Origin of the sequence: Panacibacter ginsenosidivorans, assembly GCF_007971225.1 — a bacterium.
GTDB lineage: Bacteria > Bacteroidota > Bacteroidia > Chitinophagales > Chitinophagaceae > Panacibacter > Panacibacter ginsenosidivorans.
Window position 1 is genome coordinate 1731639 of record NZ_CP042435.1, and the last position, 14817, is coordinate 1746455.

The following is a 14817-nucleotide window of genomic DNA, read 5'->3' on the forward strand; positions in this document are numbered from 1 at the left end:
AAACAATTTCACGAAAAAACAATTTATTTTCAAAACCTAATGTTTTGTTATAATTTTAGCCTTACGATTGCTTAAACATCTTAAACATACTCTGTATGAGAAAATCAGACCTGATTAACAACATTTCTGAAAAAACAGGCATCCCAAAAGTGGATGTACTTGTTACGGTGGAAACACTTATAAAAGAAATAAAAGAAAACATTTCCAAAGGCGAGAACATTTACATACGCGGCTTTGGAAGCTTTATTACCAAAAAAAGAGCGGCAAAGATTGGCCGCAACATCAAGAAAAATATTGCTGTTCATATCCCCGAGCATCACATCCCGGCATTTAAACCTTCCAAAGAATTTGTGAATGAAGTAAAGCAAATGAAGATTCCGCAATAGATTTGCGGTTCAATTAAATCATTTGTGAAAAAACAACAACTTATTCTTATCTCCGGTGGCCTCGTATTACTGGTGCTATTGTATTTTTTTGGTAATACAACGCCCCCTGCATCTGCGTCTCCACAAATGCAGTCAGAACAGGGACAGTCTGCTACTAACAACAACAGCGTATCCACAGATGTTCTTGCTATAGCCAGGAAAAGCCTTGCCCCGGCTCAGTCTGAAAAACTTACACAATTAGAAAACAGTGTAGTGCGCGGTGATGTAAAAGATCAAAAGATTTTGGTGTATAACCAGATAGCACATTATTGGCGGGATACTTTACATAGACCTGATATTGGTGCCTATTACATGGGGGAAGCTGCAAAATTGGAGAATTCGGAAAAAAACCTCAATTTCGCAGCCCGTTTGATGTTAAACCAGATTATGGCCGGAAGTGAACCAGATAAAACATCCTGGCTTGCCTTAAACGCAAAAGCTCTTTATGAACAGGTTTTAAAGATCAATCCTGCCAATGATTCTGCAAAGATCGAATTAGGGGCATGCTATCTTTTTGGAAATATATCTGCAATGCCAATGGAAGGCATCCAGAAGATTCGTGAAGTAGCAGACAGGGATACAACAAATATGTATGCTCAACTGATGCTTGGTTTGGGAGATATCAGAAGCCAGCAATATGACAAAGCTGTTGAGCGACTGGAAAAAGTTGTGCAAAAAGAACCGAATAACCTGCAGGCACTTTTCAATCTTGCTGAGACGTATGAACGTAAAGGTGATAAAGAAAATGCCATTAAATGGTATCGAGAGGTGGAAGGTCATATTGATGTTCCTGCTGCAAAACAGGAAATTGAAAACAGGATCAATTCATTGAAATAAAATTTATTATTTAACCTTAAAATTATTGGATTATGCCTTGTGGCAAGAAAAGAAAACGTCATAAAATAGCAACACACAAACGCAAAAAAAGGCTTAGAAAGAACCGTCATAAAAAGAAAAATAAATAATTTCTCTTTTTTATTGAGATCAATGCCGGTTGCAATTTTGTTGCCGGCATTGACCGCTTACACGAACTGCCATATTTTTCCACCGCAACTTTTACCTATCCTTTCCTTGTAATTCTGGCAGCATGGTGTTTTGATGGAAGTACTGTGAATTGTCAGGCTAATATTATTAATATCTACCTGACCTAAAAAGTTGCATTTGTGAATAAAGAACTAATTATAAACGCAGCACCAACCGGTGTTGAAATTGCCTTGCTTGAAAACAAAAAGCTGGTAGAACTGCATCATGAAAAAACAGATGCAAGTTTTGCTGTGGGCGACCTTTATCTTGGTAAAGTAAAAAAACTGATACCCGGTTTAAATGCTGCTTTCGTAGATGTTGGGTTTGAGAAAGATGCATTTCTGCATTATACAGATCTTAGTCCGTATGCCCGTTCCTTGCTCAAATTTACCCAGCTATGTGTTACAGAAAAATCTGATCAGATACCTGATTTCTCCAAATTCCAGGTAGAGCCTGAGATCATAAAAACGGGCAAAATAAATGAAGTACTTAACGGCAAGCCCGATATATTGGTGCAGATCTTAAAAGAACCTATTGCTGCAAAAGGCCCGCGCCTTAGTTGCGAGATCTCATTACCGGGCAGGTTTGTTGTTATTACCCCTTTCAATGATATTGTTGCCGTTTCCAAAAAGATCCATTCAGGCGAAGAAAGAAAGAGATTACAAAAGATCGTTGAGAACATTAAACCAAAGAACTTTGGCGTAATTGTGCGCACAGCAGCAGAAGGCAAGAATACAGCAGAGCTGCATGAAGACTTGCTAAACCTCGTAGAAACCTGGAAAAATATTCAGCGTAATTTAAAGAACAGTGTTTCCCCTTCTAAAATATTAAGCGAGCAGGATAAAACAACTTCCATTCTCCGTGATCTGCTGAGCGAAGATTTCAACCGTGTTGTGATCAACGACAAGAATATTTATAACGACACCCTCTCTTACGTTAATAAGATCGCACCTGATAAACAAGATATTGTTACTCATTACCACAACGGCATTCCTATATTCGACCAGTATGGTGTAACCAAGCAGGTAAAATCTTCTTTTGGTAAAACAGTTAACCTGCCCAGCGGCGCTTACCTTATCATCGAGCATACAGAAGCGCTTCATGTAATTGATGTAAACAGTGGTTACAAAAGTGTAAGTAATAACCAGGAAGAGAATGCATTGGAGACAAACATGGAAGCCGCAGAAGAAATAGCAAGGCAATTACGCTTACGAGATATTGGCGGCATTATCGTTGTTGACTTTATCGATATGAAACTTCCTGATAACAAAAGAAAGGTTCAGGAAGCCATGGAAGAATTCATGCGTACAGACAGGGCAAAGCATGCGGTGCTTGCCATTTCCAAGTTTGGCCTAATGCAGATCACCCGCCAGCGTATGCGGCCCGAAATGAGTATCAATACATCTGAGATCTGCCCAAGTTGCAATGGCACCGGAAAAGTAACCAGCACCTTATTGCTCGAGGATGAAATAGAAAAAAGATTACTCTATCTTGTTACGCACCAACACAGCAATCTAACTATTTTCGTGCATCCCATCCTTTATTCGCATCTTACAAAAGGTTGGTTGTTCTCTATTGCCCGTAAATGGAAACGTAAATGCAAGTGTAAGATTACAGTAAAGCCCAATTCAGATTATTACTTTACAGAGTTTCATTTCTTTGATGCAAATGATGAAGAAATAAAATTCTGATAACAAAACATATTTGTAAAACAAAGCATCATGTACAATGATGCTTTTTGTTTTTATATATGTTGCCGGCTATATGTTTTTATGTCATCACGTGTTGCGTCGCACTCTTGTACGTTCTGTTTTCATAGGAACAAATTACAATTGCCATTATTGACAATTTAAATCTTTGTTTTCTATAATTGTATTTGCACCGCATATAGCATAGCTGTACTTATTGAACGATTTATTTATTGCTTCAAAAAAAGGTTTAGAACAGCCATCTTTCATCCAATCATGCAATTCAATAATTATTAGTCTGACCTTTGGTAACCATTCCTCATAGTTTTGTAGGAACAATTCTCTTTCACTTGTCTCAATATCTATTTTCAATACATCAATCCTGTCTATATGTTGCGTTCTCATCAGCATATCAATAGTTATAGCTTGTACATCTCCTTTCTCTTTATTTTCTTCAACAACCAATGCTGAATGACCCATTTCATATTTATCAACCACATTAAGCTTTGTCTCACTGCTCCACAATCCTGCATGCATAAGTTCCACGTTCTTATAGCCACTTACATTTTTCTTTAATATTTCATAATTATCCTTATCAGGTTCTACACAAATAACTTTTGCTTCAGGAAACCTGTTTTTCATAACTATTGTAAAAAGACCAATGTTAGCACCGGCATCAACAATAACAGTTGGGACAAAGGAAAAATTGATATTGTAATCACCATGTAAAAAAACCTGGTCAAACACAGCAGCATCTGAAGTATTTTTTCTTAGAAAAAAGGCACTGCTTATTCCGGGAACTTTAATTTTGGTTGCGTGTTTAAATTTAAAAACAAAATACAGGCTTATTCCTTTAAATATTCCGTATTTATCAATAAAGCAGGCTATCCTGCTGAATTTATATTTCATTATTATTCTTCCTTTAATGCCGGTTTAAGATATGATAGGTATCATGATATTAAAATATTCAACACTACAGATTATTTTTGAGCAATAACAATCAAATGACCCGCCATTGATTTTAAAACTCCTTTTGTATAACGTTGCTCGGATGTTCGTTTAATTAACTCACCGAACTTATTTCCAATAAAATTTCCGAACTTATAAAATATCCTTACAGCACCAGCCATTCGTCCAATCGTTGTAATGTTTTTATAGTTATTGTCAATAAGCATTTTTACTTGTTTGGAGGGCGTAGTAAAATTGCAAAAATGATACGGCTTATTGCTAAGACTATGCATTACGCTTATTGCATTGTAAAAGAAAAAATACCCATCAGTTGAAAACAGGTTTACGTGTGTCACAAAAATCCTTGCATCATTTTTCAACACACGATAGAACTCTTTATAAGTCGCATTATTTTCTTCATCCTCCAGGTATCTTAAAACTTCAAGTGCTATTACCAGGTCAAAGCTTTCATCATTAAAAGGCAAAGAGGAAGAAATGCTTTTTTTGAAATCAATACCAGGGAAATTGTTAACGGCATATTGATACATCTCTTCAGATGGCTCTACCCCGCAAACATGATAACCTTTTTCTTTTAACCAATTTGTCAAATGACCGGTTCCACATCCAACATCTAAAATATTTCCGCCTTTTGGCACCGTTTGTAAAAGAATTTCCAATTCCTCCAGTATCATATTTCTTCCATAAAGAAATACCTGTGACTGCGCTGAATGAAGCGTGCCTGAATAAACGTTCTGAAAAAATTCCGCATCCTCGTCGTGGCGCCTGATTGCAAGTTCTGTTATTTGCTTAGTGTTCATTGGTTAAAATTCCTTTTGCTAAAGCAGACATTGTGTATGACTGAAAATTATACTGGTTATTTAAATCATCATAATGAGCAAGTACTTTTTCCAGGAAGGAAAAATTCTCATCCTGATTGATGCCAAAATTATGCGGATGCCACCACAAATGATAAGTAAGATTTTTTTTAGCTGCATAACTCATCCCTGATTTTATACGCTTCAGTCTCAAACTTTCCAATGATTTTAAAAGTGGAGAATATGGTCTCAAAAATCTGCTTGCAGGGATATCTACAGGGAATTTACTTTTCAAATATTGATCATTGTAACAATTATTTCCTGATAGATTAATATAAGTATCTGCCAATTTTAATGCACGCCGAAAAAGGCTTTCCTCTTCCATATTTCTTGCGGCATAGATCCAGGAGTGTTCATTTCCTCGAAAGCAAATAATACCCAGTTCTTTGCATACCTCGAGATAGTCGTTATTAAACTGGTTTCTTGGAAATACCAAAGAAGTTAAGTGAAGCCCAAATTTATCTTGTGCCACTTTTTGTGCCTGCAAAATATCTGCTTTAAATGCTTCAATGGTTTGCCCCTTTTCCAAACAGTAATAATGCGAGAATGTATGCGTACCGACCTCCTGTTCGGGATATCGTAGTATTTGCTTTATAAGATGGCTGCCAAAATGATATGGATCCTCTTTTGTATTCCTCCCAACCAAATCAAAATAACCATTGTAGGGAGATAAATTTTCATTAGCATAGCCAGGTAATGTATCCGGCATGCTTTTTAAAAGTTCCTCTTTTGTTTCAAAAACCAGTAATCCAACCGCTGCGAAAGTTGCTCTTATTTTGTGTCCACGAAAAGTTTCCAATAAACGGGGAAGTGCATTATGAACTCCTTTTACGTTTTCTCCATATTCCTTAATATTCATTTTATCCCTTACACCCCACATTAATTCAAGATCTACAGATATAATAAATTTTCCATGATCTGCCATACATTTTTACTTATAAATTTAATCTCACGAAACTATCAAAATATATTTGAAAGGAGGTTGCTTGAGATGAATGCTTTAATACATTGCCTTTTGCATAACAGTTTAAATGCAAATAGACAGTATTCCATTTATTTTAAAAATGATTGAGTAAATAAAATTTTGATGAAGCATAATAATTTATCAAACAAAGCCTTATGATAAATGATGCTTTTTGATATTATATTACACGCTTTTGCTTCTTATGGTATCAACTGTTGTGTCACTCACCTTATCGTTCGGAACTTATATTAATACTTACTTGAAAAAAGCTAATGCAATCATAACTATGAAATATACAATAACAGCATAAACTACATTTCTGATAGGAAAACCAAACACCTTTTTTTGATAGAGCCCATTTTTATTTTTCAAAACAAAAAGTAAAGTGATTAAGAGACCTATGCCAATTAAGTAATCAATAATTTCTGGAATGCTCTCTTTATTCATAATCGAATTTGAATATGATAACCACTCACTTTTTTGGAAACATATTTAGAAGATAAAAAGGCACAAGGTACCATTGCTCATTGCTCATAACCTATCGCGATATCAACGAGAAACTTAGAAACGTTGTTCGCAACATAGTTCTTTTAACCACAGAGTTCCCTGCGGGTAACCCTGTTGCTACTGCAGATACGTTATTATCACATACAACAACATTGTTGAGCGAAATAAAAAAGGAATATGATATACAATAGTGCGGTACAAATAAAATATTATTTTACAAGCTGTGAAAATACTATTTGTCTGGTGTTGTGTCACTCACTTCTACGTTCTGCTCATTATTGAACAAAACGTACAAGAGTGCGACGCAAGCAAAGCCAAAATTATACTACAGCAGGGCTCAAAAAAATTGTATTTTCAAAACTCAAAACATAACAATGAAACTAAATCCGTACATGCTTAGCTTGTTTATTTCATTTGTAGCATTAAGTATCTTTACAACATCCTGCAATGCCCCGGAACAACCCAAAGAAACAGTGGCCGCAGACTCCGTTGCAGCTAACATAAAAATGTACACGCATACATGGGATGAAATCATCAATCATGGTAAACTGGACATGTTCAACGATTCCAACTTTACAACCGATGTGGTAATGCATGCAAACCCTGACATTGTGGGCATCGATAGCGCAAGGGCATACTATGCAAATTATCTTACCGGCTTCTCAAACATTACATTCACTATTGTTGATGTGTTCGGGCAAGGCAACAAATTAGTAAAGCACTGGAATTTTAAAGGCACACATACAGGCGTATTCTTTGGCATTCCACCAACAGGCAAGCAGGTGCGTATTGATGGCGTTACATTGGTAGCAATGAGAAACGGGAAAATAGCAGAAGAAAGAGATTTCTTCGACAACTATGCTTTTATGCAACAGTTGGGATTATTACCGGCCTCTAAATAATTGCACCACGTTTTAAATAAGCTTGGTAATCTATCACTAACAAAATCAACAAATGAAAAAGATAGCGCTGATTTTAGCAGTACTTATTTCCACAACTTTAGTGAAAGCACAGGACAGCATTCGTTTTGATTTCAGCTTTAACCATATGGCACTTTCTGTGAAAGACCTGGGCCGCTCTGCAACGTTTTACATGAACCTGTTTCAATTAAAAGAAATAACCAACCGCTCAAAAATAGAAGGCATCCGCTGGCTCTCTTTGGGAGAAGGCAAAGAGTTGCACCTTATTTCTATCATTAAAGAAAATGTTACAGCCAATAAAGCATTACATCTTGCACTAACCACGCAAAACTTTGATGCATTTCTTAAGCGGCTGCAGACAATGAATATCGCTTACTCCAATTGGCCCGGCACTGCTTCCGCTATCAACAGAAGAGCAGATGGTGTAAAACAGGTTTATTTCCAGGACCCCGATGGCTATTGGATTGAAGTTAACAATGGCTATGCTGCGCCGCTTTCCATGCAACAGTCAAAAGATACAGTGTGGCACCTGGAAGAAAAATACTGGACTTATGTAAAGACCCAGGATCTGAAATCATATGCCACTTTATGGGATGATCAATTTATTGGTTACCCGTCTAACAACAAAATAGCTGGTAAAGATCATATCACCGATTGGATCACCGATATGTTTAAAGACAAGAGCAGGCATTTTGATTACCGGCTCGACCGCAAAGTAGAAAATGTTTTTGGCGACATTGTAATTGTATTATATGATGTAACTGAAACATGGACGAATAATAAGAATGAAGTACTGGAAAAAACCACTTACAAGATCACACACACATGGAAGAAAACCGATAATGGGTGGCTGATCATCGGCGGTATGGGCGCAAATAAAAAATAAAAAAGGAAAACAATAAACGCTATTCGCAATGGAATCAAATAAAGAGCAATGGCCCGAAGAACTGGATGCATTACTGGCAGCACCAAAACATCATAAGCTGTTATTTGAAAATGAAAAGGTACGTGTTATAGATGCCTGCATTCCATCCGGAGAAACAACTGAATTACATACGCATAAATGGCCGGCCTCTTTATATGTGATCAGCTGGTCTGATTTTGTACGATACGACAGCGATGGCAATATTGTACTGGACTCAAAAAATCTCGCCAAATCGCCATCTACATCTTCTGCATTTTGGTCAGGGCCGCTGCCACCACATACGCTATGCAATACGGGCCTTCAAGATCTGCATATCATCAGTGTTGAAATAAAAACATAGTTAGCAACAGGGATTTACCACAGTTGGTTAATTCATTCGCTGACTAAATAATTACCGAAACAAAATTTACAGTAGTATTATAAACCGCTTAACTTTAGCAACCCTGCACAGTTGATTCGATCAAAGTAATTACATTGTCTGCTTAATCAGCATTCCAACTATTATTCTGAATTTACATTTTATGTCGCTTACAACAACCAACACATCTGAACGTTTGTTCTCGCTTGATGCACTTCGCGGCTTCGACATGTTCTGGATCATGGGCGCCGAAGAAATTGTGCATACATTATTCAAAGCAACAGGCTCGCCTTTCTGGGGAGCTATCTCAAATGAATTAACCCATCCTGCATGGAACGGTTTTCATTTTTATGATCTTATCTTTCCATTGTTTCTTTTCATGGCTGGTGTGGCAACACCTTATTCTGTTGGCCGCGAACTGGAAAAAGGAAAAACAAAAAAACAGGTATTATGGCGCGTGGTAAAACGCGGACTGATACTTGTTTTGCTCGGCATTATTTACAACAATGGCCTTGAAATAAAGCCGCTTGCCGAGATCCGCTTTGGCAGTGTGTTAGGACGCATTGGCCTTGCTTACATGTTTGCCAACATTATTTATATCTACACAAAAGAAAGAGCGCAGGTCATTTGGTTCTTTTGTATCATTATAGGTTACTGGCTGTTGTTGAAATTTACATCTGCCCCAGGTTTTGCACCCGGTGACCTTACCATGGAAGGAAACTTTGCTTCTTATGTTGATCGCTTAATTCTGCCTGGCAAACTTTATCTTGGCATTCACGATCCCGAAGGATTAATGAGTACCATTCCCGCAATCAGTACGGGATTGCTGGGTATTATGACAGGAAACTTCCTGAAAAAAAATCCTGCAGCGCCTGCAAAGAAAGCATTGTATATGGCTATCACAGGCATTATTTTTATTGCCTTGGCACATTTGTGGGATCTTGATTTTCCCATCAATAAAAATCTATGGTCAAGTTCATTTGTGTTAAATGTGGGTGGTTACAGTTTAATATTACTGGCACTGTTTTATTACATCATAGACGTACGCGGTTATAAAAAATGGGCTTTCTTTTTTAAGATCATTGGAATGAACTCGATATTGATTTACATGTCGGGCCAGTTTATTAATTGGGAATACACAACCAACGCTCTTTTCCAATGGCTTGGCCAGTTGATCGGCGATCCATTTAATATTGTGGTAATGGCTATTTGTTATGTAATGGTAAAGTGGGTGTTCTTATATTTTATGTATCAGAAAAAAGTTTTCTTAAGAGTATAATTTTTTATGAGCCATGCTGTAGTAGTGCTATGAGGCTTTTCTTGCGTCGCACACTTGTACAATCGGATAGCTATTAACAATTGGCTTTTAGCTAATAGCTAAAGGCTAAAAGCTTATTTAACAACAGAACGTACAAGTGAGTGACACAACCAAAGCTTAATAGTAATTCAAAAACTAAGTACATAAAAAACTCCGGCAATAATATTACCGGAGTTTTTTATTAAAACGATTTTCTTATTTCTTTTTCTTCGTTGCTTTAAATGTTCCGTTTGGCTGAATCGATAACAATTCATTCACTTCTTTTTTATCATCACGATTAAACTGCACCGTAAAGCCTTTAAGGATCTTGATAGAGAATTTGTCTTTATCTACAGGCACCAGCTCATACTCAGGCTGGCCGGGCACAAAAAGATACAAGGTCTTCTCTCCTTTCAGGTAAACTTTTATAGCAGTGCCGCTAAGATCATACTCGCCTTCGTATTGCTGTAATTCTTCTTTGGTAATTTCCTTTCCTTTAGGCGTTTTAGAAAATGCAATGGGTTTTAAACTGGGCTCAAAGTTTATATCAACAGATTCAATGTCGCCGGAAACATTCATATTGAATTGAAGTGGATCGCTGTTTTCACTGGTATCCAGGTTGCCCTCTTTATCTTTTTCTACCGGCATAAAAATATCATACTGCAAATGTTTTAGCCACCAGGTATGCTTACCAGGTAAAGCAAACAAAGAATCATTTTTTAAAACCACTTCAAAAGTGCCATAGCCTTTGTTGGAATAAAGACCTTCATAATCTTTAAGTTCATGTGTTGGTTTGGTTTCTTTCTTTGCAGTTGTGGTCTTTGCTTTTTCCGCATCTTTAGCAGCAGCTTTAGCTTTCACAACAGCTGATCTCAGGTCTGTTTCCCAGTCAAAATATTTTAATCCCAGCATACGGTCCGCGATAAGATTTCTAACAATAGATGGCACAGAAGAACCATCCTGGTTGCATAATACAATAATGCCAATACTATCAGAAGGGAAGAATGAAGTACTGGCGGAAAATCCATCAATGTTGCCACCATGCTCTACACGGTAATGACCTTTATAAGAAGACAGCATCCACCCAAAACCATAATTTGCCATATACAGATCAGGCTTTTCTTTAGAAGGCAACGCACCACTTATTACCATTTGTGAACTCATAGCCTGGTTTATATAAGAAGCAGGCAATAATTCTTTGCCATTATACTTGCCGCCGTTGATCCACGTGGTTACCCATTTGGCCATATCATTCACGCTGCTGTTAATGCTGCCTGCTGGTGCCATCGCATCTATATGATAGTAATCGAGCTTCTTAATTATACTGTCATTCTTTAAACCATAACCTACTGCAATATCACCATGCTTTTGCATTTCATCAATGGAAACAGTGGCGCTATCCATGCCCAGCGGCTTAAATATTTTTTCTTTGATATTGTCTTCCCAGCTTTGCCCGGTAAGCTTTTCAGTAACCACACCCTGCAGGAAGAACATAAAATTATTATACTGCCATTTTTCACGCAGGCCGGCAGAAGGCTCCATATAGGCAATGCGTTGCATAATGCTGTCACGTGATTGCGTAGAAAAATAATACCAGGAGTAATCATGCCTTGGCAAACCCGTACGATGACACATCATATCACGCAGCGTGATGTGATCATTCATTTCATCATTATAAAATTTCAGTTCGGGTAAATAGGCACGTACAGGTTTATCAATATCAACTTTGTCATCTTTACTAAGCATGCCTATTAATGATGCTGTAAATGCTTTAGTGCAGGAACCAATGGCAAACAATGTATTCGCTGTTGCAGGAATTTTATTTTCAACATCCCTGTAGCCAAAACCTTTTGCATAAACCACTTTATCTTTTTCAACTACCGCTACAGCAAAGCCAGCGGCCTTCCAGTCTTTCAGCACTCTTGCAAATGCGGTATCAAGACCTGCAAATCTTTTATCGTCTGTGGATTTTTGTTTTTGCGCAAATGCAGTTGTCGTAATGACAATTAAAAAAAACAGTGCGGTAATCTTTCTCATGAGCATATTTTTTTGAATAAAAGTAGTTAGATGGTATATAGATGAAGATAGACAAACATTACAATCTTGTCTTTTATGAAAATGACCAAAGGCAATAATTAATGAAAAGAAGTTTTGAAAGATTATGGGCCGTGCTGCAATACGGTTGGCATCGTTCCTTGCGTCGCACACTTGTACTACAAAACTTTATGCGGCAATCAAAATACTATTACTGTTTATTTTGCTTTTGCAATTTTTGCCATGGCGCGTACCGGGAAAGTGCCCACTCCTTTGAACTTTGGCGGAATAGCGCTAAACAAAAAACCTTCCTGTGGTAATAAATATAAATTACACAAATGCTCAACGATCAAAATCTCAGCGCCTAAAAGTGTAGTATGTACGGGACGGCTTTTACCGTTGGTGTTATCAATATTATGAGAGTCTATGCCCACTAATTTTACACTGCAATCCCTTAGATATTCTGCTGCATCTTTTGTTAAGTACGGATGATCAGTATAATAATTATCTGTGTTCCAGTGTTCATCCCAACCTGTATTTATAAGAACAGCACGGTTTCTTACTTCATAATTCTTTAGATGATCTGCTGTTATTTCCAGTGTTTCTTTATAAGGTACACGAATAACAATACCTTCCAGGTCTGCAAAACTTTCTAATCCAATCTCTGAAAGGTCTTTGCCATTTTCAAACCTGTGAAAAGGACAATCAATATACGTTCCTGTATTAGAAACCATTTCAATTTTGCCTATTTGAAATTCAGTTCCTTCCTCATAAAATTTTTTTGAATCTTCCCTGCTCAGGTAATCGCAGATAATAGGCGCGGGCAATCCTTTATAGGTTATTAATCCGCTTTCTATTACATGACTGAGGTCTATAAAAACTTCGTTTTCAATTTTAACATCAATGTGTTGTCGTTTATGCTTTTCATGCAGGATTTCTTTGTGCAGGATTTTCGTTTGGCCGACCATTAATAAATGCATATCAGCAACAATGTAATCAGCAAGTTCTTTATCAGAAATATCTTCTCCATTAATATCCAGTCGAAAATCTTCTCCTTTAATGCTTCCGCCATTGGTGAAATATATTTCAAAATCAAACATTACCCTTTTGTCCATACAGTTTACTTTTCTGTTTTCTTTTTAGAGGTGGGCTTGGCGTCTTTCTTTTTACGGTAAGTATCATTAAAGAAACATTTAATACCCCTGTGATTGCCGCAGTTGCCACGTTCCTTCACTATGATACTGCTTGTGGTAAACCTAAAGTCAATTTCGCATGGATCGCCGCTTTCCTGGAAATAACCATGTGTTGCATCCTGCATGGTCATTATTCCTTTTAACTCGCCGGTACAGTCGCCATCATTTTTTTCGAAGTGAATAAAGAACTGGTATTTACTGGTGTTTCTTCCATCACGTATAGAAATATAATTCTTTTTATCCTGCACATAATCCCCGCTTAGTTTATTCAGCCTCGGAAACGTATCTATCGGGTTAATGACCTCGTTGATACGTTTAAGATCTTCATTACTGTCGTTCATTACTGCAATAAATGCTGCAGATCCATTATTATATGCATAACCATTACGCGTGTACATCAGCTCATTCGTACTGCTGTATTTTTCCTTACTGATGATAAAGGTTGGCTCTGATGTAATGTTCACAGAATGTAGATATCCGTCCTTATCTCCCTGCTTTAACAATACAAGCCCACTGAGATAACTTGATTTTTTATCAAGCAAAAAAGTAACCAGTGTAGCCTTTTTATTTTGCGTAAACTCGGTGAGCAGATAAGTTTCTTTTTCTGTTTCGATCTTTCCCACAGGCTTTATTTTACTCTTACTTACATTTTTGCCTAAGAGTGAAATAAGTGCAGAGTCAGGTATAAATCCAGAAAAGACGACATAACTAATGTTGGTAGTATCAGCCAGTTTTACCATATTGGTATCCGCAATTTTATAAGGCAGCTTCAATGCAGGAAAAGCTGCCATGAAGTCCTTTGCATCCACAGGATCACTACCCGCTAATGAAACTTTTTTTTCCTTACAGGAAAACAGCAGCAACGACGAAAAACAAATAACAATAAGCCTGAGCATGGGCAATGTTTTGATAAAAATAAATTTTTAATGGTATATATAAGATAAGTTTTTTTAGATTTGTCTAAAATTATTTTTACGTGCAGCCTAATTTTACAGCAACAGAAGAAAATTATATCAAGAATATTTATCACCTGCAGCAGGCAACTGGTTATACAACCACCAATGAACTTGCCGCTGCAATCAGGGCCAGGCCCGCATCTATTACTGATATGCTCAAAAAACTCAAGACAAAAAAGATTATTAACTATGAGCCTTATAAAGAATTTCAGCTAAGTACGCAGGGGAAAAAAATTGCATTAGGGATTATAAGGAAACACAGGCTTTGGGAATTTTTCTTAGTAGAAAAATTGCAGTTTGGTTGGGACGAGGTGCATGAAGTGGCGGAAGAACTGGAACATATTACGAGCAAATTACTGATAGAAAAGCTAGATGCGTTTCTTGATCATCCACGTTTTGACCCACATGGAGATCCTATTCCTGACAGCAACGGCAAAATGAGTTTACAGCAACAGGTAAATTTATTATCTGTTGAATTTAATACACCTGCAGAAGTTACTTCCGTGGGTAATCAATCAACAGAATTACTGGAAGTGCTTAAACATAAGAATATTCATATCGGTACTATGCTTGAAGTAAAAAAGAAATTCAGCTTTGATAATTCATTGGAACTAAAAATAAGAAATCAACCGGCGGTAACTATAAGCGAGCAACTGGCAAGGTCATTATTTGTAAAGCCTGTGTGATTGTTGATAAAAGTTAAG

At 37.1% G+C, this 14817-nt stretch carries 14 protein-coding genes; 8 read left to right on the forward strand and 6 right to left on the reverse strand.

All coding sequences use genetic code 11. The features are described 5' to 3' along the window. Positions 1–95: 95 nt before the first annotated feature. The 3 genes from FRZ67_RS07175 to FRZ67_RS07185 all read left to right on the forward strand — a co-directional run bounded on the left by FRZ67_RS07175 (position 96) and on the right by FRZ67_RS07185 (position 3139). The gene (locus tag FRZ67_RS07175) at positions 96–386 is read left to right on the forward strand and encodes an HU family DNA-binding protein (RefSeq protein ID WP_147188887.1); all 291 of its coding nucleotides are present in this window, start codon (positions 96–98) and stop codon (positions 384–386) included. Between the two features lie 24 nt (positions 387–410). After that, positions 411–1262, forward strand: a complete 852-nt coding sequence (locus FRZ67_RS07180) for a tetratricopeptide repeat protein (protein ID WP_147188888.1) — start codon at positions 411–413, stop codon at positions 1260–1262. A gap of 326 nt (positions 1263–1588) precedes the next feature. Further along, entirely contained in the window at positions 1589–3139 is a 1551-nt protein-coding gene (locus FRZ67_RS07185) for an Rne/Rng family ribonuclease (protein ID WP_147188889.1), read from the forward strand. Between the two features lie 147 nt (positions 3140–3286). Here FRZ67_RS07185 and FRZ67_RS07190 read toward each other — a convergent pair whose 3' ends face one another. The 3 genes from FRZ67_RS07190 to FRZ67_RS07200 form a co-directional block, all read right to left on the reverse strand. Beyond that, the gene (locus tag FRZ67_RS07190) at positions 3287–4045 is read right to left on the reverse strand and encodes an FkbM family methyltransferase (protein ID WP_147188890.1); all 759 of its coding nucleotides are present in this window, start codon (positions 4043–4045) and stop codon (positions 3287–3289) included. 71 nt (positions 4046–4116) lie between these two features. Next, on the reverse strand, positions 4117–4902 hold the full coding sequence (locus FRZ67_RS07195; RefSeq protein WP_147188891.1) for a class I SAM-dependent methyltransferase: 786 nt from the start codon (positions 4900–4902) through the stop codon (positions 4117–4119). Then, a complete protein-coding gene (locus FRZ67_RS07200; protein WP_147188892.1) occupies positions 4892–5884 on the reverse strand; it encodes a polysaccharide deacetylase family protein in 993 nt (330 codons plus the stop codon). The genes FRZ67_RS07195 and FRZ67_RS07200 overlap by 11 nt, the downstream gene beginning before the upstream one ends. 920 nt (positions 5885–6804) lie before the next feature. Here FRZ67_RS07200 and FRZ67_RS07205 point away from each other — a divergent pair. From FRZ67_RS07205 to FRZ67_RS07220, 4 genes are all read left to right on the forward strand, one after another. Further along, on the forward strand, positions 6805–7332 hold the full coding sequence (locus FRZ67_RS07205; protein ID WP_147188893.1) for an ester cyclase: 528 nt from the start codon (positions 6805–6807) through the stop codon (positions 7330–7332). 52 nt (positions 7333–7384) lie between these two features. After that, positions 7385–8236, forward strand: a complete 852-nt coding sequence (locus tag FRZ67_RS07210) for a DUF4440 domain-containing protein (protein WP_147188894.1) — start codon at positions 7385–7387, stop codon at positions 8234–8236. A gap of 28 nt (positions 8237–8264) precedes the next feature. Further along, positions 8265–8615, forward strand: a complete 351-nt coding sequence (locus FRZ67_RS07215; protein ID WP_147188895.1) for a hypothetical protein — start codon at positions 8265–8267, stop codon at positions 8613–8615. 181 nt (positions 8616–8796) lie between these two features. Next, on the forward strand, positions 8797–9912 hold the full coding sequence (locus FRZ67_RS07220; RefSeq protein WP_147188896.1) for an acyltransferase family protein: 1116 nt from the start codon (positions 8797–8799) through the stop codon (positions 9910–9912). Positions 9913–10146: 234 nt separating this feature from the next. On the opposite strand, the gene FRZ67_RS07225 is transcribed toward FRZ67_RS07220, so the two are convergent. The 3 genes from FRZ67_RS07225 to FRZ67_RS07235 all read right to left on the reverse strand — a co-directional run bounded on the left by FRZ67_RS07225 (position 10147) and on the right by FRZ67_RS07235 (position 14053). Next, a complete protein-coding gene (locus FRZ67_RS07225) occupies positions 10147–11967 on the reverse strand; it encodes a serine hydrolase (protein WP_147188897.1) in 1821 nt (606 codons plus the stop codon). Positions 11968–12182: 215 nt separating this feature from the next. After that, entirely contained in the window at positions 12183–13079 is an 897-nt protein-coding gene (locus tag FRZ67_RS07230) for a cyclase family protein (RefSeq protein WP_147188898.1), read from the reverse strand. A 5-nt stretch (positions 13080–13084) separates the two neighbouring features. Then, positions 13085–14053 carry a hypothetical protein gene (locus FRZ67_RS07235; RefSeq protein WP_147188899.1) on the reverse strand — a complete coding sequence of 323 codons (969 nt, stop codon included), beginning with the start codon at positions 14051–14053 and terminating at the stop codon, positions 13085–13087. Between the two features lie 80 nt (positions 14054–14133). Here FRZ67_RS07235 and FRZ67_RS07240 point away from each other — a divergent pair, with 80 nt between their 5' ends. After that, a complete protein-coding gene (locus FRZ67_RS07240; protein ID WP_147188900.1) occupies positions 14134–14799 on the forward strand; it encodes a metal-dependent transcriptional regulator in 666 nt (221 codons plus the stop codon). The last annotated feature ends 18 nt before the right edge of the window (positions 14800–14817 follow it).